The organism is Mycobacterium colombiense (genome assembly GCF_001665835.1).
In the GTDB taxonomy this organism is placed as follows: Bacteria; Actinomycetota; Actinomycetes; order Mycobacteriales; family Mycobacteriaceae; genus Mycobacterium; species Mycobacterium colombiense_A.
The window spans coordinates 1-22,500 of the sequence record NZ_LZSX01000030.1; the positions used below are offsets into that span (position 1 = coordinate 1).

The following is a 22,500-nucleotide window of genomic DNA, read 5'->3' on the forward strand; positions in this document are numbered from 1 at the left end:
CGCCCGCGCCCCCCGTCCCCGGCGTCCCGGCTTTCAGCTATCCCTATGTGGTCGGCCCTCCCGGCCTCGGGGCGGGCACGGACATGACCCTTGGTTCCCGCGCCGGCCAGCACCAGCCCGCGCCCGACACCGTCGCGGCGCCGGCCGCCGCGGCCCGGCGGCAACAGGTCCGGCGCCACCGCCGTCCCCGGCCGGGTCTGATCGATCCCGGGCGCCGCTACGAATACCTCGACCACGGTCCGGACGCGGAATCCGCCGATGCGACGGCCTCGGATCGGGGCGCGGGGCAAATGGGGTTCGCCGGCACCGCTCCCGGGTCGGGCGCCGCTCCCGTGGGCCTGACCACAGTTGCCGGCGCTTCTTTGGACGACAGCCCGAGCCGGCCGCTGTTGCCGAGCAGTTGGAGCCCCGAAACCGAAGAAGGAACAACCGCGCAGGTAGACGGCCCGTAACGGGCCCCGCGCGCGGTGGCGGCGGTTTGGGCGGCTTCGGATCCGGCTACCAAGCTTCTAGCTCAACGTTAGAGTGGGGGCACAGCAATGGAGGGAGTCCGTAAATGATGAAGCGCTCGCTGGCCAAACTGGCCGTCACGCTCGGCGGTCTGGCATTGGCATCGACCGCTGGGGCCGGGGTCGCATCTGCTGATCCCGATTTCGGTCCGATGATCAACACCACCTGTAACTACGACCAGGCGATGCGGGCGGTGCACGCGGAGAACCCGACGGCCGCTCAGTACCTGGACCAGTCGCCGCCGAACCAGCAGTTCTTGCAGCAGTACCTGGCGTCGTCGCCCGATCAGCGGGTGAACCTGCTCAAGGCGATCCAGCACAACCAGGGGGCCCAACAGGCCCTGCCGATCTTCCAGCAAATGATGACGGACTGCACTCGATACTGAGTGCCTCCACCGCCCTGGCCCGGGTGCCCTAGGCGATACGGTCGCTGATCTGCGCGAGCCGATCGGCCGTCCACGCCGCCATGGGGAACCCGGGCTGCGCGTCACACGCCCAGACCACGGCGTCGTGCGCCGACCTGTCGACGTCGCCGAGGTGCATCGACGATGACTTCCCGTCTCGGGTCGGCCGATGGTAAGCGCTCAGTGCGTATGCAGGTCCGGCCGATAGCGCGCCAGCAGCGACCGGACCGTGTCCATGGCGTCCACCGCGCGACCCTTGTCAACGGCCTGGATGGCCATCACCGGAATGTACTCGTCATCCGGCAGGTCGATGCGTGCCCAGCGGTGACCCACCGGAAACGACACCCCGGCAACATCCGGCCACTCGATCAGCTTGTCGCCCAACAGATTTCTCACCGAAACGCCGGCCGGTCCCACTCGCAGCCGCGGCCGCGCGAACAACAGTACTACGCCGGCGATGACCAGACCCAGCACCGCGATCGCCACCTGATCGGAGGTCTGAAACACCACCCCGGTGGACCCAACCTTGAGCAGCAGGCCCACCGCGATATGCGCCGCGGCGATGAGAAACGCGGCCCCATAGGCGAATAACGGTGTGCGATGGGGACGCAACACCGCATCCCAGGACTCGCGGTCCGGCGGCGACGTCACGACTGAGCGCGCAACCCACGCAGGGTTAGCGCGGTGGTGAGGGCGGCCAGAGTGGCTTGGGCCCCTTTGTCTTCGGCCGATTCCGGAAGGCCGGCCCGGTCCAACGCCTGCTCCTCGGTGTCGGTGGTCAGCACGCCGTTGGCCACCGGTGTGGAAGTGTCCAACGACACCCGGGTCAGGCCCTGCGTCACCGCATCACACACGTATTCGAAATGCGGTGTTTGCCCGCGGATTACGACGCCCAGCGCGACGACGGCATCGTGGTTGCCGGCGAGTTCCTGCGCCACCACCGGGATTTCGATCGCGCCGATCACCCGGATCACCGTCGGGTCGTCGATACCCGATTCCGAGGCCACCTTGCTGGCACCTGCCAGCAGTGCGTCGCAGATTTCGCTGTGCCAGGTACTCGCAACCAGGGCCAGGCGAAGGCCCGATGCATCGAGCGGCGGAACCTCCGGCACACCGTCGGCAGGGCTCACAAAGCACCGCCGAATTCACCTGGCAGATGGACGGATTCGTGAAAGTCGTCCAACCCCGCTAGGTCGTGGCCCATCTTATCCCGCTTGGTCATCAGGTAACGGATGTTTTCCGCGTTGGCGCGCACCGGCAGCGGCACCCGCTCGATGATGTGCAGGCCGTACCCGTCCAGTCCGACCCGCTTGGCCGGGTTGTTGGTCAGCAACCGCATCGAACGCACCCCGAGGTCCACCAGGATCTGCGCGCCGATACCGTAATCCCTTGCGTCGGCAGGCAATCCGAGCTTGAGGTTGGCGTCGACGGTGTCTTCACCGGCGTCCTGCAGCTGATAGGCCTGCAGCTTGTGCATCAGCCCGATGCCGCGGCCCTCGTGGCCGCGCATGTACAGCACGATGCCGCGTCCTTCGCGGGCGACCATCGCCATCGCGGCGTCCAGCTGCGGCCCGCAATCGCAACGGCGCGAACCGAACACGTCACCGGTCAGGCACTCCGAGTGCACGCGCACCAGTACGTCGTCACCATCGGAATTCGGCCCGGCGATGTCGCCGCGCACCAGCGCGACGTGTTCGACCTCTTCGTAGATGCTGGCGTAGCCGATGGCACGAAACTCGCCGTGCCGCGTCGGTATCCGGGCCTCGGCGATCCGGGCGATGTGCTTCTCGTGCTTGCGGCGCCACTCGATCAGGTCGGCGATGGTGATCATCGCGAGGTCGTGTTCATCGGCGAACACCCGCAGTTCGTCGGTCTGCGCCATCGAGCCCTCGTCCTTTTGGCTGACGATCTCGCAGATGGCGCCCGCGGGCTGCAGCCCGGCGAGCCGGGCCAGGTCGACGGCGGCCTCGGTGTGACCGGGACGGCGCAACACGCCACCGTCCTTGGCGCGCAACGGAACCACGTGACCCGGCCGGGTGAAGTCGTCGGCGACGCTGGCGGGATCGGCCAGCAGCCGCATCGTGGTGGCCCGGTCCGAGGCCGAAATCCCGGTGCCCACACCCCGCCTTGCGTCGACGGTGACCGTGTAGGCGGTGCCGTGCTTGTCCTGGTTCACCGCGTACATCGGCAGCAGGCCCAACCGGTCGCAGATCTCGCCGTCCAGCGGCACGCACAGGTATCCCGAGGTGTAGCGCACCATGAACGCCACCATCTCCGGCGTCGCCTTCTCGGCGGCGAAGATCAGATCCCCCTCGTTCTCGCGGTCCTCGTCGTCAATGACGATGACGGCCTTGCCGGCCGCAATGTCGGCAACCGCCCTTTCGACGGAGTCCAACCTCGTCATCTTTGCTACCTCGCCGTCCCCGCTGTCCGGCGGGAACACTGTCGAAACGGCTCACACGAGAAGCCCACGTGTTGCATTCAGTATGAACCACGGGGGCGTCGCCGTTATTGCCATGGCTTGATCAGTGGGACGGTCCCGAATTGCGTTGCGCCACCGAGTGGGCTGGCGATGCCAACGGCCTGACCACGTCCGATAAGCGCGCACTTATCTCGCCGCCGCGGATCCCCAAGGCGCCCCGGTGTGGGCCCGGGCCTCGTCACCCCCGGCGGCGGCCGGGTAATCGTTGCCGGGATCACAATTTTCGCCGCCCCAGGGCAACCCCGCGGCGTCCCGCGCGCCGCCGCGCTTTCGCGACCGGAAAGGCATCCGGGCGTTTTCAGGCTCGAGGTAACCCGCAAACACGATGTCGCCGCCAATAATGGATTGCTTAGCTTCGCTATATCGTCACCTGGTGTCAAAAATAACGCCATGAAAGGCCCGTATACGCCGGAACCCTTTGCATCAGATATGTGTTGGCTGTGCCCAATATTTGACACGAGCAAACGGCAAAATCGGGTTTCGCGGACATTATTGGGGAAATACAAGCCGTATGAATACCAACACACCAACACGACCGTGGGTCCGGCTCTGTACTGGCGCGCTCGCGGCCGGCGGCTTGGCCATGTCCGCCCTCGGATTGTCCACCGGCACCGCCACGGCGGCGCCTCCCCCTCCGCCTACGTATCACCACCACTGGTGCCCGGGCGAGCAGTGGGACCCGGGCTGGGGTCCTTACCAGAACTGGAACAACTGCCGTGACTGGGACGACAATTACGGCGGTCCGGCCGGCTACGGGGCGCCGCCGTGGGCGGGCCCGCCGCCACCGCCGCCGCCGTGGGCACCGTGGGCCCAGATCGTCTGGGATCCCGGCATGAACCATTGGGGTTACTGGGAAGGCCCCAACTGGCGCCCGGTGTGATCAGCCGAGTAACCAGCTAGCTCCCAGACAGACCGCTGCCGCGGCGCGAGACGCCGCGGCCAGCGGTCTGCTTTCATCTACGGCTCGAGGCGCGTCCGCCATGATTCTCAAGCCGCTTCCGCGCCAGCAAAAGGTCCAGGCTCGCGGCTGATGAAGGCTACGAGGGCCCGTGTTCGGCGGGAGAGCCGTCGTCTTCGGCCAGGTGGCGCAGGACTCGTTCGTTGAGGGCGGCGAACATGTCGAGCTCGGCCGGGGTGAGCAGGTCGATGAAGTTCCGCCGGACGTCCGCCACGTGCCCGGGCGCCGCCCGCTCGATGGCGGCGCGGCCCGCCGGCAGCAGGCGGACCATGGTGCTGCGGGCGTCGTCGGGGTTGGGCTCGCGGCTGATCAGCCCGTCCTGCTGCATGCGCCGCACCTGGTGGGAGACACGGCTCTTCTCCCAGCCCAGCTTGTTGCACAGCTCGTGGGCGGGTAGGCGGTCCCCCGCGTGTTCCGAGAGCACCGCCAGGATCTGATAGTCGGCGCCGGAAAGGCCCGATTCCTGCAGGCCTCGATTCAGGTGCACGCTGAGCTGATGATTCGCGTGCTGGAAGGCCCGCCAGGCACGGTCTTCAGCGGGGTTAAGCCAGTTCGGTTCCATCACCCTTGATGCTACCGCGATTTGGTTGACACGTCATCAAAATCGTCATAAGGTAGACGCGTCAACCTTTTCGACGTCAATTCAGAGACGGGATACCTCATGAGTAACATCAGCATCATCGGCACCGGGAACATGGCCCGCGCCATCGGCGCGCTGGCGGTAGCGGGCGGCAACACCGTCGAGGTCATCGGCCGCGATCAGTCCAAGGCCGCTGACCTGGCCAAGACTCTCGGCGGCGGCGCCACGACGGGACAGTTCGGCGCCGTTCCGGCCGGGGACATCGTCATCGTTTCCGTGTTGTACGCCAATGTCGTTCCGGTCGTCGCGCAGTACGGAGACGCCCTGGCGGGCAAGGTCATCGTCGACATCAGCAATCCCTTCAATTCCGCAGCCGACGGGCTGGCCATCCCCGATGGCACCTCGATCGCGGAGGAAGTTGCCAAGACGGCCCCGGCCAGCGCCAGCGTGGTGAAGGCGTTCAACACCGTCTTCGGTGTTGTCCTGGCCCAGGGCCGGCCGCTCGACGTCTTCATCGCCGGCGACGACGCGCGCGCCAAGGCGCGTGTGGCGGAGTTCATCGGGAGCCTCGAGCTGCGCCCGCTAGACGTCGGCGGCCTGAACATGGCGCACTGGCTGGAAGGAACGGGCCTGGTCGTGATGGGTCTCGCCCGGCACGGGGTGGGGAACTTCGACTTCGCCCTCGGCGCCACCGTTCCCGGCTGAGCCGCGCCGCCGGCAGTCCAGGGGCGTCAACGAATAGGGGCGCCGCTGCCCGGTAATGGTTGATGGATCACCAAAAGTGTCAGCGTCGGCAGGCGATGGTCTGCCAAGAGAGGCTTCCGCGATGAAACTCGGTTTCGCACTTCCCATCGTCGGGCCCGCTATCAGCAGCGCCGCTGGTCTGAGCGCGTTCTGCCGCGGGCTCGAGGACCTTGGCTACGACACGCTGTGGGTCGGCGATCGGCTGGTCACTCCGGTCGATATGCATAGCACCTATCCGGGCAAAGAGCAGCCCTACCCGCCGCAGATGACCCGTTACCTCGATCCGGTGCTGCTGTGGACGGTCGCGGCGACGGCGACCAGCCGGGTGCGGCTCAACGCCAGCACCCTCAGCACGTTCTACTACGAGCCGGTGCACCTGGCCCGGCTGCTGACCACGCTCGACGTGCTCAGCGACGGCCGCCTCGACGTTGGCGTGGGAATCGGGTGGATGAAGGACGAGCACGACATCGCCCGCAGCGCGGACTGGCGCCGGCGCGGGCGGATGCTCGATGACCTGCTGGCGTTCCTGCACGAGTGGTGGACGACCACCCCGGTCTCCTGGGAGAGCGAGTTCTTCTCGCTGCCGCCGGTCCATGCCGACCTGCGCCCGGTCCAGGCCGGCGGTCCGCCCATCTGGATCGGCGGTGCCAGCGAGGCCGCGATGCGCCGGGTCGGGCGCAGCGGCACCGGCTGGCTCGGGGTCGAGGGGCTGCAGGACGAGGTCACCGACCACTTGTGGTCGATTGCGCGCCGTGCGGCGCAGAACGCCGGCCGCGATCCTGACGCGCTGAAGACGGCCATGCGGATCAACCTCGAACCGGGCACGTCCGTTGACTCTGTTGCCGACAGGCTCGAGCGCCTCGCCGGGGCCGGTGCTGATGAGGCGATCGTGGATGCCTTCGCGATGTTCCCCAGCCTTGACCAGATGCTCGACTTCGCCGGCCAGGTAATCGCTCGATGGAGTGATCGTGGGAAAGCTTGACGGCCCGTCTAGCGGGCCATCAACCGCTCGACGTACTTGGCGATTACGTCGACCTCGAGGTTCACCTGTGTGCCGACCGGCGCGCGGCCCAGCGTGGTCAATTCGCGGGTGGTGGGGATCAGCGAGACTTCGAACCAGTCCCCTGGCTCGCCGCCCAGCCCGGACACCGTCAACGAAATCCCGTCGACGGTGATCGATCCCTTCTCCACCACGTAGCGGGCCACCTCGGCCGGCATCTCGATGCGCACCACTTCCCAGTGTTCCGACGGTGTCCGGCCCACGATGCGCCCGGTCCCGTCGACGTGCCCCTGCACGATGTGCCCGCCCAGCCGACTGTTGACGGCCGCGGCGCGCTCCAGGTTGACACGGCTGCCGACCTGCAGTTCGCCCAGGTTGGACCGGTTGAGCGATTCGGCCATCACGTCGGCGGTGAACTGGCCACCGGGCAGCAGCTCGGCGACGGTCAGGCACACGCCGTTGACGGCGATCGAATCGCCATGGCCCGCGTCGGCGGTCACGACTGCACCGCGGATGGTCAGCCGTGCCGCGTCCGAAAGGACGTCGCGAGCCGTCACCTCGCCGAGTTCCTCGACAATTCCGGTAAACATCCTCTTAGGCTAATTGCCCCCCGCTCACGCTGATGAGCAGGGCAAACACCTACGCCCGGACGACACTGGCACCCCGCGTTCACCAGGGCAGTCACCTGCACCCTCTACGATGCAGAGTATGCAGACCCGCCGCCGTATATCGGCCGTCATCGCATCCCTGACCCTCGCCACCGCCTTGATCGCCGGCTGTTCGTCGGGCTCAAAGCAGAGCGGCGCGCCGCTCCCCGACGGCACGACCTTGGTCAAGCAGTCGGCCGACGCCACCAAGAAGGTGCAGAGCGCACACATCGCGCTGAGCGTCCAGGGCAAGATCCCCGGGCTACCCATCAAGACGCTGACCGGTGACCTCACCACGGCACCGGCCACCGCCGCGTCGGGCAACGCCACGATCACCCTGGGCGGCTCGGACATCGACGCCAACTTCGTGGTGGTCGACGGAACCCTGTACGCCACCCTCACCCCGAACAAGTGGAGCGACTTCGGCAAGGCCTCCGACGTCTACGACGTCTCGGTGCTGCTGAACCCCGACAGCGGCCTGGGCAACGCGCTGGCCAACTTCAGCAACGCCAAGGCCGAGGGCCGCGAGAACATCAACGGGCAGAACACCATCCGCATCACCGGCAACGTCTCGGCCGACGCGGTGAACAAGATCGTGCCGCAGTTCAACGCGACGCAGCCGGTGCCGAGCACGGTGTGGGTCCAGGAAACCGGTGACCACCTGCTGGTCCAGGCCAACCTGCAGAAGAGCTCGGGCAACTCCGCCCAGATCACCCTGTCCAACTGGGGCGAGCCGGTTCAGGTCAGCAAGCCCCCGGTGAGCTCGTGACCGCGGAGACCGCAGCCCCGACCGGGCACCAAACCGGGCGCCGCGTGGCGATCAGCGCGGGCAGCCTGGCGGTCCTGCTGGGCGCCCTGGACGCCTATGTCGTCGTGACGATCATGCGCGACATCATGACCGACGTTCACATCCCGATTAACCAGCTGCAACGCATCACCTGGATCATCACGATGTACCTGCTGGGCTACATCGCCGCCATGCCGTTGCTGGGCCGCGCCTCCGACCGGTTCGGCCGCAAGCTGGTGCTGCAGGTCAGCCTGGCGCTGTTCATCGTCGGCTCGGTGGTCACCGCGCTAGCCGGGCACTGGGGCGATTTCCATCTGCTGGTCGGCGGCCGCACCATCCAGGGCGTGGCCAGCGGTGCGCTGCTACCGGTCACGCTCGCTTTGGGCGCCGATCTGTGGGCGCAGCGCAACCGCGCCGGCGTGCTGGGTGGCATCGGTGCCGCGCAGGAGCTCGGCAGCGTGCTGGGCCCGCTGTACGGGATCTTCATCGTCTTCCTCACCCACGACTGGCGCTACGTGTTCTGGATCAACGTCCCGCTGACCCTCATCGCGATGGTGATGATCCAGTTCAGCCTGCCGTCGCACCAACGGGTGGAGAACCCCGAGAAGGTCGACCTGGTCGGTGGCGTGCTGTTGGCGGTCGCCCTGGGCCTCGCCGTGATCGGTCTGTACAACCCGCAACCCGACGGCAAGCAGATCCTGCCGAGCTACGGGCTGCCGCTGGTCATCGGCGCGGTTGTGGTCGCGGTGTTGTTCCTGCTCTGGGAACGTTTCGCGCGCACCCGGCTGATCGAACCGTCGGGCGTGCACTTCCGCCCGTTCCTGGCCGCGCTGGGCGCCTCGCTGTTCGCCGGTGCCGCGCTGATGGTGACTCTGGTCGACGTGGAGCTGTTCGGCCAGGGTGTGCTGCAGATGGACGAGACGCAGGCGGCCGGGTTGCTGTTGTGGTTCCTGATCGCGCTGCCGATCGGGGCGGTGCTGGGCGGGTGGATCGCCACCCGGATCGGTGACCGGATCATGGCTTTCGCCGGGCTGCTCATCGCGGCCTACGGGTACTGGCTGATTCACTTCTGGCGCCAAGACGTGTTGAGCCAGAAGCACAACATCTTCGGGTTGTTCAGCGTCCCCATCTTGCATGCCGATCTGCTGGTAGCCGGTCTGGGCCTGGGCCTGGTGATCGGGCCGCTGACCTCGGCGGCGCTGCGGGTTGTTCCATCGGCCGAACACGGCATCGCCTCGGCGGCCGTGGTGGTGGCCCGGATGACCGGCATGCTGATCGGGGTGGCCGCGCTCACCGCGTGGGGCCTGTACCGGTTCAACCAGATCGTCGCGGGCCTGACCGCGGCGATCCCGGCCAATGCCAGCCTGCTGGAGCGCATCGCCGCGCAGGGCACCATGTACCTCAAGGCCTTCGCCATGATGTACGGCGACATCTTCGAGGCCACCGTGGTGATCTGTATTTTGGGAGCGCTGCTGGGTCTGCTGATCGGCGGCCGCAAGGAACACGCCGAGGAACCGGAAATAGCTGAGCCGCAAACGGTTTCGTTGGGTGAGCGCTAGCCGCTGCGCGGCACCAGGCTGAGCACCACGTCGGGCCCGACCCGGTCGATGCCGTCGAACTGCCAGCGCAGCGCCCGCGCGATCGTGGACACGCCCACATCGTCGACCGCGGTGACGGGGCCGCCCAGCAGCGTCGGCGCGACGTAGGCCAGGATCCGGTTGACCACCCCGGCCCGCAGGAAGGCACCCGCGAGCGTCGGGCCGCCCTCCAGCAGCACGTCGGTGCGGTCGGACACGGCCTTGAGCACCTCCAGTGGATCATGCGTGCGGATCAGCATGGTTCGCGAATCGTCGTTGAGAACCTTTGCCTCCGAAGGTATTTCACGCATTCCGACGACCACTCGCAGCGGCTGCCGGTCGGCCAGCGAGCCGTCGGGCAGCCGGGCGGTCAGCGCCGGGTCGTCGGCCAGCACGGTGCCGGTGCCCACCACGATCGCGCCGGCCACCGCGCGTCGGCGATGCAGATCCAGCCGCGAGGCCTCGCTGGAGATCCACTGACTGGAGCCGTCCGCGGCCGCACTGCGGCCGTCGACACTGCTGGCGTATTTCCAGGTCAGATGCGGCAGCCCGGTGCGTTGCTTGTGCAGCCACTCGCGCAGCGGGCCGCCGGTCACCTCGTCGGCCAGCACCCCGGACTGCACCGCGACGCCGGCCTCCTCGAGCCGAGCGGCCCCGCCGGCGGCCTCCGGGTTGGGGTCGGCGACGGCGTACACCACGGTGCCCACCTTCGCGTCGAGCAGGGCGTTCACGCACGGCGGGGTTTTGCCGTAGTGGTTGCACGGCTCGAGGGTGACCACGGCGGTGCCCCCGGCCGCCAGATCGCCGGCCCGCCGCAGCGCCAGGATCTCGGCGTGATCGCCACCGGCCGGTTCGGTTGCGCCGACGCCGACCACTTCGCCACCGGCGTCCAGGATGACCGCCCCCACCGGTGGGTTCGGATACGTGGTCCCTTTGACGTGGTTGGACTGGTCGATCGCCAAGCGCATCGCGGCGTCCAGGCTGTCGCCCGGCGGAAGCGTCATCGACGCAGGTGCGGGGATGCGCCGGCGGCCTGGCGCCGCAACGCGTCGATCGCGGCCTCCGGGTCATCGGCGCCGTACACGGCCGACCCGGCGACGAAGCAATCGACGCCGGCCTCGGCGGCCTGCTCAATGGTGTCGGCGTTGATGCCGCCGTCGATTTCGACCAGGATCGTCAACTCCCCCGCCTCGATGAGCTTGCGCGCGGTGCGCACCTTGCTCAGCACCTCGGGGATGAAGCTCTGGCCGCCGAAACCGGGCTCCACCGACATGATGAGCAGGGTGTCGAACTGCGGCAGGATTTCCAGGTAGGGCTCCAGCGGGGTTCCCGGCTTGACGCTGATCCCCGCTCTGGCGCCGGCGGCGCGGATATCGCGGGCCACGCCGATCGGATTCTCGGTGGCCTCGGCGTGGAAGGTGACGTTGTACGCCCCCGCCTCGGCGTAGGGAGGCGCCCAGCGGTCGGGGTCATCGATCATCAGGTGGCAGTCCATCGGGATGGTGGTGGCGGCCAGCAGGCTTTCCACCACCGGCAGCCCGAAGGTCAGATTCGGCACGAAGTGGTTGTCCATCACGTCGACGTGCAACCAGTCGGCCCCGGTCACGGCGGCGGCTTCGTCGGCGAGCCGGGCGAAGTCAGCGGAAAGGATCGACGGCGCGATCAGAGGCCCCTGTGACGGTTCCGGGTTGCGAGCCATGAGCGCCAGACTACTGAGCCGCGCGGCCCGCTTCACATCCGGCGCGGCGCGGCCGCGGGTTCATTTCGTCGCGGCCCCGCTACCCCACCTCGCGGCGCAGCACGGCCGCGAACATCGCGTCGGTGCCGTGGCGGTGCGGCCACAGCTGGACGTGCGGCCCGTCCCCCAGATCGGCGGCGGGCTCGAACAACGGCCGGGCATCCAGGGCACTCACCGGGTGACGGCGCAGCGCGTCGGCGACCACGCCGACGGTCTCGGCCAGGTGCGGCGAGCAGGTGGCGTAGAGCACCACGCCACCGGGGCGGGTCAGGGCGATCGCGGCGCCCAACAGCTCGCGCTGCAGCTTCGTCAGCGTGGGCACGTCGCCGGGTTGCCGCCGCCACCGGGCCTCCGGGCGGCGGCGCAGCGCCCCCAGCCCGGTACAGGGCACGTCGACGAGCACCCGGTCGAACGTCGGCTCCAGCTCCGTCTGCCGCCCGTCGACCCGCAGCACGTCGACCGGCAGGCCGCGGGTGTTCTCGGCGACCAGGTCGGCGCGGCGCGGCGCCGGCTCCACCGCGGTGAGCAGGAACCCTGACTCCGGGTGCTGCTGCACACCCAGCGACGCCAGCAGCGCCGTCTTCCCGCCCGGCCCTGCGCACAAATCCAGCCACCGGCCGCTGTCGCCGTCGACCGGCGCCAAGGTCAGCGCCCGGGCCACCAGCTGGCTGCCCTCGTCCTGGACCAGGGCGAGGCCGTCGCGCACCGGCGCCAGCCGCCCGGGATCGCCGCCCGCCAGGTACACCGCGTACGGGGAATAGCGGCCGACGGTCCCGTCCACCGCGTCGGCCAACTCGGCCGCGGTCAGCGCGCCGGCACGGGCGGCCAGGTGCACCTGGGGCCGCTCGTCGTCGCTGGCCAGCACCGCGTCGAGTTCGGTCGCGGCGGCACCCAACGCATCGGCGAAGGCCTGGGCGATCCACCGGGGGTGGGCATGCACGAACGCGGCGTGCCCGATCGGATCCTGCGCGGGGTTGGGGGCCAGCTCGGCGACCCAGGCCTGCTCGTCGCGCCCGGAGATGGTGCGTAGCACCCCGTTGACGAAACCCGCTCGCGCCGAGTCGAATTCGATTCCCGCCTGCTCGACGGTGGTGGACACCGCGGCGTGCGCGTCGACCCGGGTCCGCAGCAACTGATACGCGCCGAGGCGCAGCAGGTCGAGCAGCACCGGGTCGATGGCCTGCGGCGAGCGCCCCGCGGCCGCGCCGATGACGGCGTCGAGCAGGCCCCGGCTGCGGCAGGTGCCGTAGGTCAGCTCGGTGGCGAATGCCGCGTCGCGGCCGGTGATTCCGCGGTCGCGCAGCAGCGCGGGCAGCGCCAGGTTCGCGTAGGCATCGCGTTCGCTGACCGCCCGAAGGACGTCGAACGCGGCGGCGCGGGCCGGGTCGAGGGGCCGGCGCGGCGGGCGGCGGTCCCGCTGCTGGGGCCGGCGGTCGCGCTGCTGCGGCCGCGGCGGCTTGCGCTCCGGGCGGCCGCGCTGCGGTCTGTCGCGCCCGGTGCTCATGTCGCCAGCACCGCGGGGTCGAGCCGGGCGCCGCGCGCCCAGTCGACCGCGTTCATGAATTTCTTTCCGGGCGGCTGGATCTGGTCCAGCCGCACCGGATCGGAGCCCGTGCCGACCCAGACGCTCTTGCGGTCGACGTGAATAGCGCCGGGCGCCAACGGTTCTGACGGCCCCGGCAGCGCGGAGGCCTCGGCAACCTGCACCGGCCCCAGTTTGATGCGCAGGTCGCCGATCAGGGTCCACGCGCCGGGGTTGGGCGTGACGGCGCGAATGCGACGATCCACGACCAGCGCCGGCAGGTCCCAGCGCACCCGGGCCTGCTCGACGGTGATCTTGGGTGCGATGCTGACCCCGTCGGCGGGCTGCGGCACCGGTGTCAGCGTCGCGTCGTCGATGCCGTCCAGCGTGGTCGACAGCAGTGCCGCACCCGAAACAGCAAGTCGCTCAAGCAGTTCCCCGGCGGTGTCGGTCGGCCGGATGGTCTCGGTCACGACTCCGAAGATCGGGCCGGAGTCCAGGCTCGGCTCGATCCGGAACGTCGAGGCGCCGGTGATGCTGTCGCCCGCGGCGATGGCCGCCTGCACCGGCGCGGCGCCGCGCCAGGCGGGCAGCAACGAGAAGTGCAGGTTGATCCAGCCCCGCGGGGGCACGGCCAGCAGACCGTCGCGCAGCAGCGCGCCGTAGGCGACCACCGCGCAGCAGTCCGGTGCCAACTCCGACAGCTCCGCGACGAACTCGTCGGAGTTCGGCCGCGATGGCCGCAGCAGGGGAATGCCGCGGTCGAGCGCTTCCCGGGCCACCGGCGACGGCTCCGGCTTGCCGCGCCGTCCGACGGCAGCGTCGGGCCGGGTCAGCACCGCGATCACCTCGTGACGCGGTGAGTCGATGAGGCGGCGCAGCGCGGGCAGCGCGGGTTCGGGGGTTCCGGCGAAGACGAGACGCACCGGCCCAGTCTAGGAAGCGGCGGACGCGGACCCGACCCGCCCGAGGTCACCCGATTTGCGCGCGTACACTGTTGCTTATGGCTATTATTTCTGGGAGCCATTATTTTGCGGCGTGATCGCACTGCCGTTCCAGGTCGACAACGACGTCGAGAGACACCCTTTCCCTTCACCAAGGAGGTCTGATGACCCTCGACTCCACCGTCAGCGACGCCAGAGTCGCCGCCACACATCGCACGGTTTGGGCGCTGGGCGACTACGCCCTGATGGCCGAGGAAGTGATGGCTCCCCTCGGCCCCGCCCTCGTCGAGGCCGCAGGCATCCGGCCCGGCGTGCGGGTCCTCGACGTCGCCGCCGGCTCGGGCAACATCTCACTTCCGGCCGCCGCCGCCGGCGCCACCGTCGTCTCCACCGACCTCACGCCGGATTTGCTGCACCGGTCGCGGATCAGGGCCGAGGCCCGGGGCCTGAAGATCGACTACCGCGAAGCCAATGCGCAGGCCCTGCCGTTCGGCAACGGCGAGTTCGATGTCGTGATGTCCGCGATCGGCGTGCAGTTCGCCCCCGACCAGCAGCGCGCGGCCGCCGAGCTGGTCCGGGTGTGCCGGCCGGGCGGCACGATCGGCGTGATCAGCTGGACCCCCGAGGGGTTCTTCGGCCGGATGCTCGCCACCATTCGGCCCTACCGGCCGAGCCTGTCGCACCCCGTGCCGCCGGCGGCACTCTGGGGGCGCCCCGGCTATGTCGCCGCGCTGCTCGGTGACCAGATCAACGACATCACCACGACGCGAGGCATGTTGGCGGTCAACCGGTTTGACAGCGCCGAGGCCGTGCACGCGTACTTCAAGCAGCACTACGGCCCGACGATCGAGGCGTACGCGAACATCGGCCACAACCGGGTGCTGGCCGCCGAGCTCGACGCCCAGCTCGTCGAACTCGCGCAACAGCACCTGACCAACGGCACCATGGGCTGGGAGTACCTCCTGGTGACCGCCGAGAAGCGGACCGACTAGGCCTGCTGGTGGCGACTACAGGTCGATCTCGGCGTCCAGGTGGACGTCGGGCTCGCCGCCGGCGGCGGTGAAGGCCGTCAGGGCCCGCACCAGCCCGTGCCGCTCCGGCGGCGGCATCTTCGCCACGATGGCCGCGATCTCGGCGCGCCGGTGCGCAGTGACCTGGTGGACGACGTCGCGGCCGCGCGTGGTGAGCGCGGCGAGCAGCTCGCGCCGCGAGGTCGGGTGCGGCAAGCGGTCGATCAGCCCGGCGGCGACCAGCCGGTCCACCATCCGTCCGGTGGCCGACGGCTGCACGCCCAGCAGGCCGGCCAGCGTGGCCAGGTTGACCGGGCCGCGATTGGACAGAATCACCAGCGTCCGGAACTGCGCGATGGTGATGGTCTCGTCGACCTGCCCCACGGAGCGAGCCGAGATGGCCATCAGCAAACGGGAGGCCGTCAGCAATGCATCGGTGATGACGTCCAATGACTCGTCAACGGCGGTGTTGTCCGCTGCCATATCGCCCCTCCCCGGAGGGTTTCCCGCCTCTCGGCGGCTAAGGATTAGAAAGTGTAGCAATCCTCTAATATCGTAAAAAGAGATTATTGCATGCGCATATTGTCGCCTAAGGTAACAGTTTGTGAACCTTACCCGATGTGCAAGGGGTCGATCTGTACCCGGGCCGGCTCATGGGTCTGCCGGGCACTGAGCACACCGACGCCGCGCCGCAGCGCCGCCGCCAGCGCCAGGCCCTGCTGACGGGGCACGCGAACCAGCATTCGCGTCACCGGGACACCGGCCGGTGTTCCGGCCGGGCGGCGCACACCGGCCGGAAGGTCAACCGGCCCAAGCAAATCCGCGTTAAAGGACTCCTGGTCGGACAGCCGGACCTCGTCGAGCAGCGCGGTCACGGCGCCGGCCGTCCCATCGATGGCGGCCATGTGCACGCTGGGCGGCAGACCGACCTCCGCCCGCGCGGTCACTTCGGCCTCCGCATGACCCACCGGATCCCAGCGAATCAGCGATTGCACTGTGGGAAGCGAGGATTCCGCGACCACCATCACCACGCCGCCGTCGCCGCGGGCGCGCACCAGCGCGGCGGCCGTCATCCAGCGCCACAGCGCGTCCTCGGCCGCGCGCAGGTCTTGGCGGCCCAGCAGCGCCCAGGTGTCCAACAGCAGCGCGGCCCCATAACCGCCGGACGCCTGCGGCTCGGCGCCCGGGGTGGCCACCACCAACGCCGGGCCGGCCGCGACCTCGGGCACCACGCCGTCACCCGACGACGTGATCACCGCCGTGCCGGGAAACGCGCGGCCGAGTTCTTCGGCGGTGCGGCGCGCCCCGACGACGACGGCGCGCACCGCGTCCGATCCGCAGCGAGCGCACCGGCGGGCCGGGTCGACGCGGCCGCACCAACGGCACACCAGCGCCGCGCCGCCCTCCTGCAACGACAGCGGGCCCGTGCAGTGCCGGCAGCGGGCGATCGTCCGGCACCGCGCGCAGGCCAGCGACGGGAGGTACCCCCGCCGCGGCACCTGCACCAGCACCGGCGCCCCGGCCTGCAGCGCCGAGCGGGCGGCGCGCAGCGCGATGGACGGTATGCGCGCCGTGCGCGCCGCCGGGTCGCGCTCGTCGGCGTAGCCGGTGTCGTCCAGGGCGATCACCCGCGGCGTGCGGGCGCGCACCACCGGCCGCGCGGCGACGATGTCGTGGGCCCAGCCGCTGCCCACCAGCGCGTGGGCCTCGGCGGTGCGCGCGTAGCCGCCGATCAGGGCCGCGCACCGGGCCTGATGCGCGCGCAGCATCGCCACCTCGCGGGCGTGCGGGTACGGCGCCCGCGGCTCGGCCAGGCTGTCGTCGGCATCGGCCCACACCATGACCAGCCCGAGATCGCTCAGCGGCGCGAACACCGCGCTGCGCGTGCCGATCACCAACCGCGCGGATCCGCGCAGCGCCGCCAGCCAGCGCCGGTAGCGCGCCGCCGGCCCCAGGCCGGCCGACAGGGCCACCACGCTGCCCTCGTCGATCCGGGCCGTCGCGACCTGCCACAGCGCGTCCAGGTCGCGCTGGTCGGGAACGATCGCCAGCACCGAGCGGCCGGTCCGCACGGTTTGCGCGGCGGCCTCGGCGAAGCGGTCCGTCCACGACTCGCCCGGCAGCGCCTGCCAGACGGCCCGGGCGGCCCGCGATTCGGCCAGGGCGGCCAGGAACTGAGCGCCCCGGCCGTAACCGTCCCAGCCCGACGGGTCGACGGGCTCAGGGACCGCCGCATCGCGGCTGACCAGGGCTTCCCGCTCCACCCGGGCATGCCGGGCCGGCACGGCCAGGCGCAGCACGTCGGGGCGGGTGCCGGCGTAGTGCGCGGCCACCGCGTCGACCAGCCGGCGGATTTCCGGGGTGAGCACCGGTTCGGCCGACACGACGCGATCCAGCCAGCCCAGCTTGCCGGCGTGATCGGTGTCGTTGCGGCGCTCCAGCACGAAGCCGTCGACCAGCCGGCCGTGGAAGCGCACCCGCACCCGTACCCCGGGCTGGGCGTCGTCGGACTGCTCGGCTGACACCAGGTAGTCGAACTCGCGGTCCAGGTGCGGCACCGACAGCATCGGCAGCACCCGGGCGATGGGCTCCACCTCGACGGGTGTGTGCGCGCTGGGACTCACCGCGTCCCCGGGCCGCGAATCATGTTGTCATCCAATGTTTTACCGTCCGATCCGCAGCGTACCGGGCACGGGCGACAATCAGTCCTCGGCGGGTGCCGGGGTGTCTCCGGCGGCGTCGGCGGGAACCTCGCGGCCGAAGAAGAACCCGGCCGTGATCAGGATCTGGGCCGCCGCATACGACCACCAGATCGGCACCGCGAGCGCCTCATTGCCCAGGATGAAGCGGGCGATGGCGATCATCGAGTCCGAGGCCGCGAAACACACCGCCCCCACCGCCGTCCAGATCGTCGGCAGTTTCGCCAGCAGGGCCGTGCACACCATTGCGGTCAGCACCACGATGTAGACCGCCACCGGAAGCGTCAGCTTCTCCGCGCGCAGGTGGGGCCAGAACCAGGCCAGCAGCGCGATCGACACCGCACACATCAGGACCACCGCGACGACGCGCACCGTCGACGGCCGCGCATCCTTGGACGCCCCCGAGAATGCCGGCACCAGCGGCAGCAGCGCGGCCACAAAACACAAGTGCGCCAACAGGAATGCCGCCAGACCCACCATGAAGGACAGCGTCCACCACGGGATGGCCAGCACCCAGTCGCCGACCGCGGAGAGCAGCAGCGCCAGCATCAGCCACCGCCGCTCGCGGACGACGGCGTGCCCGGCCGCGGCCAGGGTCAGCAGCAACGCCATCGAGGCCTTGAACGCCGGCTGCAGCACCCAGTGCCCGGCCAGCTCGATTCCCGGCGGCGAGCGCAGCGCCAGCACGGTCAGGTAGATGCCATAGCCGAGGGCCATCCAGCCGGCCACCACCCAGGCCCCGGCCACCAGACGAGGTGCGTACGGTACGTCCATGCCCAGCTTGGATAACACAGCCGACGAGAAACCCGCTATCGACCCCATCCTGCAGAAGGTACTGGATGCGGTTCCCTTCCGGCTATCCACTGAGGACGGAATCGACGCGGCCCGGCAGCGGTTCCGCGACCTGCCGCGCCGGCCGCTGCATCCCGAGCTGCGGGTCGAGGACCGCACGATTCCCGGGCCCGCGGGCGCCATCGCGGTCCGGATCTATTGGCCGCCAAGCCATTCCGACGGTCATCCGGTGGGCACCCCGGCGCCCGTCGTGCTGTATTTCCACGGCGGCGGGTTCGTCATCGGTGACCTCGACACCCACGACGGCACCGCCCGTCAACATGCGGTCGGCGCGGAGGCGATCGTGGTGTCCGTCGACTATCGGCTGGCCCCCGAACACCCCTACCCCGCCGCCGTCGAAGACGCTTGGGCCGCAACGCTTTGGGTCGCCGACAACGTCGCCGACCTGCACGGCGACCAGAACCGGATCGCCGTCGCCGGGGATTCGGCCGGCGGCACCATCTCCGCCGCGGTGGCGCAGCGGGCGCGGGACAACGCCGCCCCGCCGATCGTGTTCCAGCTGCTCTGGTATCCATCGACGATGTGGGACGCGTCGCTGCCGTCGTTCGCCGAGAACGCCACCGCGCCGATCCTGGACGTCAAGGCCGTCGCGGAGTTCTCCCGTTGGTACGCGGGCGAAGTCGACATGTCCGATCCGCCGTCGGACATGGCGCCGGGTCGGGCGAAGGACCTGAGCAACCTGGCGCCGGCCTACATCGCGGTCGCCGGGTACGACCCGCTGCGCGACGACGGCATCCGCTACGGCGAATTGCTGACAGCCGCCGGCGTCGACGCCCGGGTGCACAACGCCGAGACGCTGGTGCACGGCTACCTGGGTTACGCCGGCGTGGTGCCCGCAGCCACCGCGGCCCTCGAGGACGGACTGGCCGCGCTGCGAACCGCCCTGCACCGGTGACCCCGCAGCGTACGGTGAACGCATGAGCGAGCCGACCAGCGCCCGGCCCGGGATCGACCCGACGTTCAAGGCGCTGCTCGACGCCTTTCCGATGACTTTTTGCGAGGCCGACGGTGTCGAGGTCGCCCGCTCGCGGCTCCGGCTGCTCAAGGTGCCGCCGAAAATGCTGCCGGACTTACGAGTCGAGAACCGCACGATCGCGAACGGCGAGCGGACCGACATCCCGGTGCGCATCTACTGGCCCGACAGCGAGCTGCGCCCGCTGCCCGTGGTCGTCTTCTACCACGGCGGCGGCTTTTGCCTGGGCGACCTGGACACCCACGACCCGGTCGCCCGCGCGCACGCCGTCGGCGCCGAGGCCATCGTGGTGTCCGTCGGCTACCGGCTGGCCCCCGAGCATCCGTTCCCGGCCGGCGTGGACGACTGCTGGGCGGCCCTGCAATGGGTCGCCGAGAACGCGGCCGAACTCGGCGGCGACCCGAACAACATCGCCGTGGCAGGCGACTCGGCGGGCGGCAACCTCGCGGCGGTGACGGCGCTGCGGGCCCGCGACAACGGCGGCCCGGCACTGCGCTTCCAGTTGCTCTGGTACCCGACGGTCACCGCGGACCTGTCCCTGCCGGCGTACACCGACAACGCCGAGGCGCCGATCCTGAACCGTGAGGTCATCGACGCGTTTCTGTCCTGGTACGTGCCCGACCTCGATCTCACCGACCCGAAGGCGCTGCCCATCACCATGGCCCCGGCGAACGCCGCGGACCTGTCCGGGCTGGCACCCGCCTACATCGGGACCGCCGAACACGATCCGTTGCGCGATGACGGGGCCCGCTACGCCGAGCTGCTGGGCGCCGCCGGCGTGCCGGTGGAGCTGAGCAACGCGCCCACTCTGGTGCACGGATTCGTCAGTTTTGCCCTGGCGATACCCGCCGCCGCGGAGGCCACCGAGCGCGGCCTGACGGCTCTTCACAAAGCGCTGCACCCCTAGGCAGGCGACGATGGTTCCGCACGAAGACGAAACGCCCGACTATCACACGCTGATCATCGGCGCCGGGTTCTCCGGCATCGGTGCGGCGATCAACCTGGACAGGGCCGGGCTGCCCGATTACCTGGTGATCGAAGCCGGCGACGGGGTCGGCGGCACCTGGCACTGGAACACGTATCCCGGTATCGCCGTGGATATTCCGTCGTTCTCGTACCAGTTCTCGTTCGAGCAGAGCCGGCACTGGTCGCGGACCTACGCGCCGGGCCGCGAACTCAAGGCGTACGCCGAACGCTGCGCCGACAAGTACGGCATCCGATCGCGGATCCGGTTCAACACCAAGGTGCAAACCGCCGAATATGACGACGAGCGCGGCCTGTGGCGGGTGCAGACCGACCCGACGGGCGAGATCACGGCCCGGTTCGTGATCAGCGCCTGCGGCGTGCTGACGGTGCCGAACCTGCCCGACATCGACGGCGTCGACTCGTTCGGCGGCATCACCATGCACACCGCGCGGTGGGATCACGGCGAGGATCTGCGCGGCAAGCGCGTCGCGGTGATCGGCACCGGCGCCTCGGCCGTCCAGGTCATTCCCGAGATCGCGCCAATCGTCTCGTCGCTCAGGGTATTTCAGCGCACCCCGATTTGGTGCTTCCCGAAGTTCGACGTCCCGCTGCCGGCGCCGGCGCGCTGGGCGATGCGAATTCCGGGCGGCAAGTTCCTGCAGCGCCTGCTCAGCCAGGCCTACGTGGAGCTCACCTTCCCCATCTCGGCGCACTACTTCACGGTCTTCCCGCTGGCCAAAAGGATGGCCTCATTAGGGAAATCCTATCTGCGGCAACAGGTTCAGGATCCGGCCGTGCGCGAGCAGCTCACCCCGCAGTACGCGGTCGGCTGCAAACGCCCCGGCTTCCACAACGGCTACCTCGCGACGTTCAACCGCGACAACGTGCGGCTGGTCACCGAACCGATCGACAAGATCACGCCCGACGCGGTGGCCACCACCGACGGCGAGAACCACGAGATCGACGTGCTGATCCTGGCGACCGGCTTCAAGGTGATGGACCCCGACAACGTGCCCACCTTCGCCGTGACGGGGAGCGGCGGAAAGTCGTTGAGCCGCTTCTGGGACGAGCACCGGCTGCAGGCCTACGAGGGCGTCACCGTGCCGGGATTTCCCAACCTGTTCACCGTGTTCGGTCCGTACGGTTACGTCGGCTCCTCGTATTTCGCGCTGATCGAGGCGCAGACGCATCACATCGTGCGCTGCCTCAAAAGGGCCAAGCGCGTCGGCGCGACCCGCGTCGAGGTGACCCAGGAGGCCAACGACCGCTACTTCGCCGAGATGATGCGCCGGCGGCCCCGGCAGATCTTCTGGCAGGACAGCTGCCGGCTGGCCAACAGCTACTACTTCGACAAGAACGGTGACGTGCCACTGCGTCCGGGCACCACCCCGGAGGTGTACTGGCGCAGCCGGCGATTCAACCTGGACGACTATCGGTTCACCCGCTAGCGGCTACGCTGCACCCGTGGCGAAGGAATTTGAAAGCATCGACGGGTCGCTTCACGACTTCATCCGGGAGCAGGCCGTATTCTTCGTCGCCACCGCACCGTCCGAGGGTGGGCGAATCAACCTGTCCCCCAAGGGATATCGCGACACGTTCGCGGTGCTCGACGAGCACACCGTCGCCTATCTGGATCTGTTCGGCAGCGGCGTGGAAACCATCGCCCATCTGCGCGACAACGGCCGCATCACCCTCATGTTCTGCTCGTTCACCCGCAACTCGCGGATCCTGCGGCTGTTCGGCACCGGACGGGTGATCCGCCCGGACGACACCGAATTCGCCGATCTGATGCGGCATTTCGGCGATCAGCACGCGGGGGTCCGCACCATCATCGTGGTCGATGTGGAGCGGATCGCCGACGCCTGCGGATTCGCGGTGCCCTATTACGACCTCGTCGACGAACGGCCGGTGCTCGACGCCGCGCATCGCAAGGCCACCGACAACCAGTACGGGCGGCTGGTCGATCGCAACCGGCGCAGCATCGACGGACTGCCCGCGCTGGACGCGGATCACCCCCCGCCGCGTTAGATCGCGCGCTTGAGGTCGTCGACCTTGTTCAGTTGCTCCCAGGGCAGTTCGATGTCGGTGCGGCCGAAGTGCCCGTAGGC

The 22,500-nt window shown here is 69.4% G+C and carries 25 protein-coding genes and 1 pseudogene; 12 read left to right on the forward strand and 14 right to left on the reverse strand.

Going from position 1 to position 22,500, the window contains the following annotated elements; translation table 11 throughout:
- Window positions 1–452 (forward strand): annotated as a pseudogene (locus A5760_RS06300) (PPE family protein); the annotation flags it as partial.
- A gap of 104 nt (window positions 453–556) precedes the next feature.
- On the forward strand, window positions 557–895 hold the full coding sequence (locus A5760_RS06305; RefSeq protein WP_064878768.1) for a hemophore-related protein: 339 nt from the start codon (window positions 557–559) through the stop codon (window positions 893–895).
- Between the two features lie 28 nt (window positions 896–923).
- On the opposite strand, the gene A5760_RS27545 is transcribed toward A5760_RS06305, so the two are convergent.
- Genes A5760_RS27545 through A5760_RS06320 form a run of 4 tightly spaced genes read right to left on the reverse strand, consistent with a single transcriptional unit; the run spans window position 924 to window position 3,317 of the window.
- A complete protein-coding gene (locus A5760_RS27545) occupies window positions 924–1,052 on the reverse strand; it encodes a hypothetical protein (protein WP_269198744.1) in 129 nt (42 codons plus the stop codon).
- Window positions 1,053–1,093: 41 nt separating this feature from the next.
- A complete protein-coding gene (locus A5760_RS06310) occupies window positions 1,094–1,564 on the reverse strand; it encodes a PH domain-containing protein (protein ID WP_064878770.1) in 471 nt (156 codons plus the stop codon).
- On the reverse strand, window positions 1,561–2,043 hold the full coding sequence (gene ribH, locus A5760_RS06315) for a 6,7-dimethyl-8-ribityllumazine synthase (RefSeq protein WP_064878772.1): 483 nt from the start codon (window positions 2,041–2,043) through the stop codon (window positions 1,561–1,563). Before ribH ends, A5760_RS06310 begins: the two co-directional genes overlap by 4 nt.
- Entirely contained in the window at window positions 2,040–3,317 is a 1,278-nt protein-coding gene (locus A5760_RS06320; RefSeq protein WP_064878806.1) for a bifunctional 3,4-dihydroxy-2-butanone-4-phosphate synthase/GTP cyclohydrolase II, read from the reverse strand. The genes ribH and A5760_RS06320 overlap by 4 nt, the downstream gene beginning before the upstream one ends.
- Window positions 3,318–3,978: 661 nt before the next feature.
- Between A5760_RS06320 and A5760_RS26005 the strand changes: the two genes are divergently transcribed.
- Window positions 3,979–4,275, forward strand: a complete 297-nt coding sequence (locus A5760_RS26005; protein WP_231122560.1) for a hypothetical protein — start codon at window positions 3,979–3,981, stop codon at window positions 4,273–4,275.
- 157 nt (window positions 4,276–4,432) lie between these two features.
- Here the strand turns inward: A5760_RS26005 and A5760_RS06325 are convergent, their stop codons facing one another.
- On the reverse strand, window positions 4,433–4,915 hold the full coding sequence (locus A5760_RS06325; protein WP_064878808.1) for a MarR family winged helix-turn-helix transcriptional regulator: 483 nt from the start codon (window positions 4,913–4,915) through the stop codon (window positions 4,433–4,435).
- Window positions 4,916–5,014: 99 nt separating this feature from the next.
- Between A5760_RS06325 and A5760_RS06330 the strand changes: the two genes are divergently transcribed.
- Together A5760_RS06330 and A5760_RS06335 are read left to right on the forward strand one after the other, a co-directional pair.
- Complete coding sequence (locus tag A5760_RS06330) at window positions 5,015–5,638, forward strand: NADPH-dependent F420 reductase (protein WP_064878774.1); 624 nt, start codon at window positions 5,015–5,017, stop codon at window positions 5,636–5,638.
- A 121-nt stretch (window positions 5,639–5,759) separates the two neighbouring features.
- Window positions 5,760–6,659 (forward strand): TIGR03619 family F420-dependent LLM class oxidoreductase, encoded by a 900-nt coding sequence (locus A5760_RS06335; protein WP_064878776.1) that lies wholly within the window; start codon window positions 5,760–5,762, stop codon window positions 6,657–6,659.
- Between the two features lie 8 nt (window positions 6,660–6,667).
- Here A5760_RS06335 and A5760_RS06340 read toward each other — a convergent pair whose 3' ends face one another.
- Window positions 6,668–7,267, reverse strand: a complete 600-nt coding sequence (locus A5760_RS06340) for a riboflavin synthase (protein WP_064878779.1) — start codon at window positions 7,265–7,267, stop codon at window positions 6,668–6,670.
- 118 nt (window positions 7,268–7,385) lie between these two features.
- Between A5760_RS06340 and A5760_RS06345 the strand changes: the two genes are divergently transcribed.
- Window positions 7,386–8,093: an LppX_LprAFG lipoprotein gene (locus A5760_RS06345; protein ID WP_064878780.1), complete on the forward strand. Its 708-nt coding sequence runs from the start codon at window positions 7,386–7,388 to the stop codon at window positions 8,091–8,093.
- Window positions 8,090–9,670: an MFS transporter gene (locus tag A5760_RS06350; RefSeq protein ID WP_064878782.1), complete on the forward strand. Its 1,581-nt coding sequence runs from the start codon at window positions 8,090–8,092 to the stop codon at window positions 9,668–9,670. The genes A5760_RS06345 and A5760_RS06350 overlap by 4 nt, the downstream gene beginning before the upstream one ends.
- Here A5760_RS06350 and ribD read toward each other — a convergent pair.
- From ribD to fmt, 4 genes are all read right to left on the reverse strand, one after another.
- The gene (ribD, locus tag A5760_RS06355) at window positions 9,667–10,692 is read right to left on the reverse strand and encodes a bifunctional diaminohydroxyphosphoribosylaminopyrimidine deaminase/5-amino-6-(5-phosphoribosylamino)uracil reductase RibD (protein ID WP_064878784.1); all 1,026 of its coding nucleotides are present in this window, start codon (window positions 10,690–10,692) and stop codon (window positions 9,667–9,669) included. The two genes, A5760_RS06350 and ribD, sit on opposite strands and share 4 nt — an antisense overlap.
- Window positions 10,689–11,387, reverse strand: coding sequence for a ribulose-phosphate 3-epimerase (gene rpe / locus A5760_RS06360; protein ID WP_064878786.1), 699 nt, complete (start codon window positions 11,385–11,387; stop codon window positions 10,689–10,691). Before rpe ends, ribD begins: the two co-directional genes overlap by 4 nt.
- Window positions 11,388–11,466: 79 nt before the next feature.
- A complete protein-coding gene (locus A5760_RS06365; RefSeq protein WP_064878788.1) occupies window positions 11,467–12,930 on the reverse strand; it encodes an RsmB/NOP family class I SAM-dependent RNA methyltransferase in 1,464 nt (487 codons plus the stop codon).
- Window positions 12,927–13,874, reverse strand: coding sequence for a methionyl-tRNA formyltransferase (gene fmt, locus A5760_RS06370; RefSeq protein ID WP_064878790.1), 948 nt, complete (start codon window positions 13,872–13,874; stop codon window positions 12,927–12,929). The genes A5760_RS06365 and fmt overlap by 4 nt, the downstream gene beginning before the upstream one ends.
- Before the next feature lie 182 nt (window positions 13,875–14,056).
- On the opposite strand from fmt, the gene A5760_RS06375 reads away from it, so the two are divergent.
- Entirely contained in the window at window positions 14,057–14,884 is an 828-nt protein-coding gene (locus A5760_RS06375) for a class I SAM-dependent methyltransferase (protein WP_064878792.1), read from the forward strand.
- A 15-nt stretch (window positions 14,885–14,899) separates the two neighbouring features.
- On the opposite strand, the gene A5760_RS06380 is transcribed toward A5760_RS06375, so the two are convergent.
- From A5760_RS06380 to A5760_RS06390, 3 genes are all read right to left on the reverse strand, one after another.
- Complete coding sequence (locus A5760_RS06380) at window positions 14,900–15,385, reverse strand: MarR family winged helix-turn-helix transcriptional regulator (RefSeq protein ID WP_064878794.1); 486 nt, start codon at window positions 15,383–15,385, stop codon at window positions 14,900–14,902.
- Window positions 15,386–15,513: 128 nt separating this feature from the next.
- Window positions 15,514–17,526, reverse strand: a complete 2,013-nt coding sequence (locus A5760_RS06385) for a primosomal protein N' (protein WP_196772005.1) — start codon at window positions 17,524–17,526, stop codon at window positions 15,514–15,516.
- Between the two features lie 78 nt (window positions 17,527–17,604).
- Window positions 17,605–18,375, reverse strand: coding sequence for a lysoplasmalogenase (locus tag A5760_RS06390; RefSeq protein WP_064878796.1), 771 nt, complete (start codon window positions 18,373–18,375; stop codon window positions 17,605–17,607).
- Here A5760_RS06390 and A5760_RS06395 point away from each other — a divergent pair.
- From A5760_RS06395 to A5760_RS06410, 4 genes are read left to right on the forward strand one after another with little or no spacing between them, the layout of a single operon-like run.
- Window positions 18,374–19,348, forward strand: coding sequence for an alpha/beta hydrolase (locus A5760_RS06395; RefSeq protein WP_064878798.1), 975 nt, complete (start codon window positions 18,374–18,376; stop codon window positions 19,346–19,348). The genes A5760_RS06390 and A5760_RS06395 overlap by 2 nt on opposite strands.
- A gap of 22 nt (window positions 19,349–19,370) precedes the next feature.
- Entirely contained in the window at window positions 19,371–20,333 is a 963-nt protein-coding gene (locus A5760_RS06400; RefSeq protein ID WP_064878800.1) for an alpha/beta hydrolase, read from the forward strand.
- Between the two features lie 10 nt (window positions 20,334–20,343).
- Entirely contained in the window at window positions 20,344–21,840 is a 1,497-nt protein-coding gene (locus A5760_RS06405) for a flavin-containing monooxygenase (RefSeq protein ID WP_064878802.1), read from the forward strand.
- 16 nt (window positions 21,841–21,856) lie between these two features.
- Window positions 21,857–22,420 carry a pyridoxamine 5'-phosphate oxidase family protein gene (locus A5760_RS06410; protein WP_064878804.1) on the forward strand — a complete coding sequence of 188 codons (564 nt, stop codon included), beginning with the start codon at window positions 21,857–21,859 and terminating at the stop codon, window positions 22,418–22,420.
- On the opposite strand, the gene A5760_RS27220 is transcribed toward A5760_RS06410, so the two are convergent.
- The coding region (locus tag A5760_RS27220; protein ID WP_231122562.1) for a hypothetical protein at window positions 22,417–22,500 on the reverse strand (84 nt) is incomplete at its 5' end. The genes A5760_RS06410 and A5760_RS27220 overlap by 4 nt on opposite strands.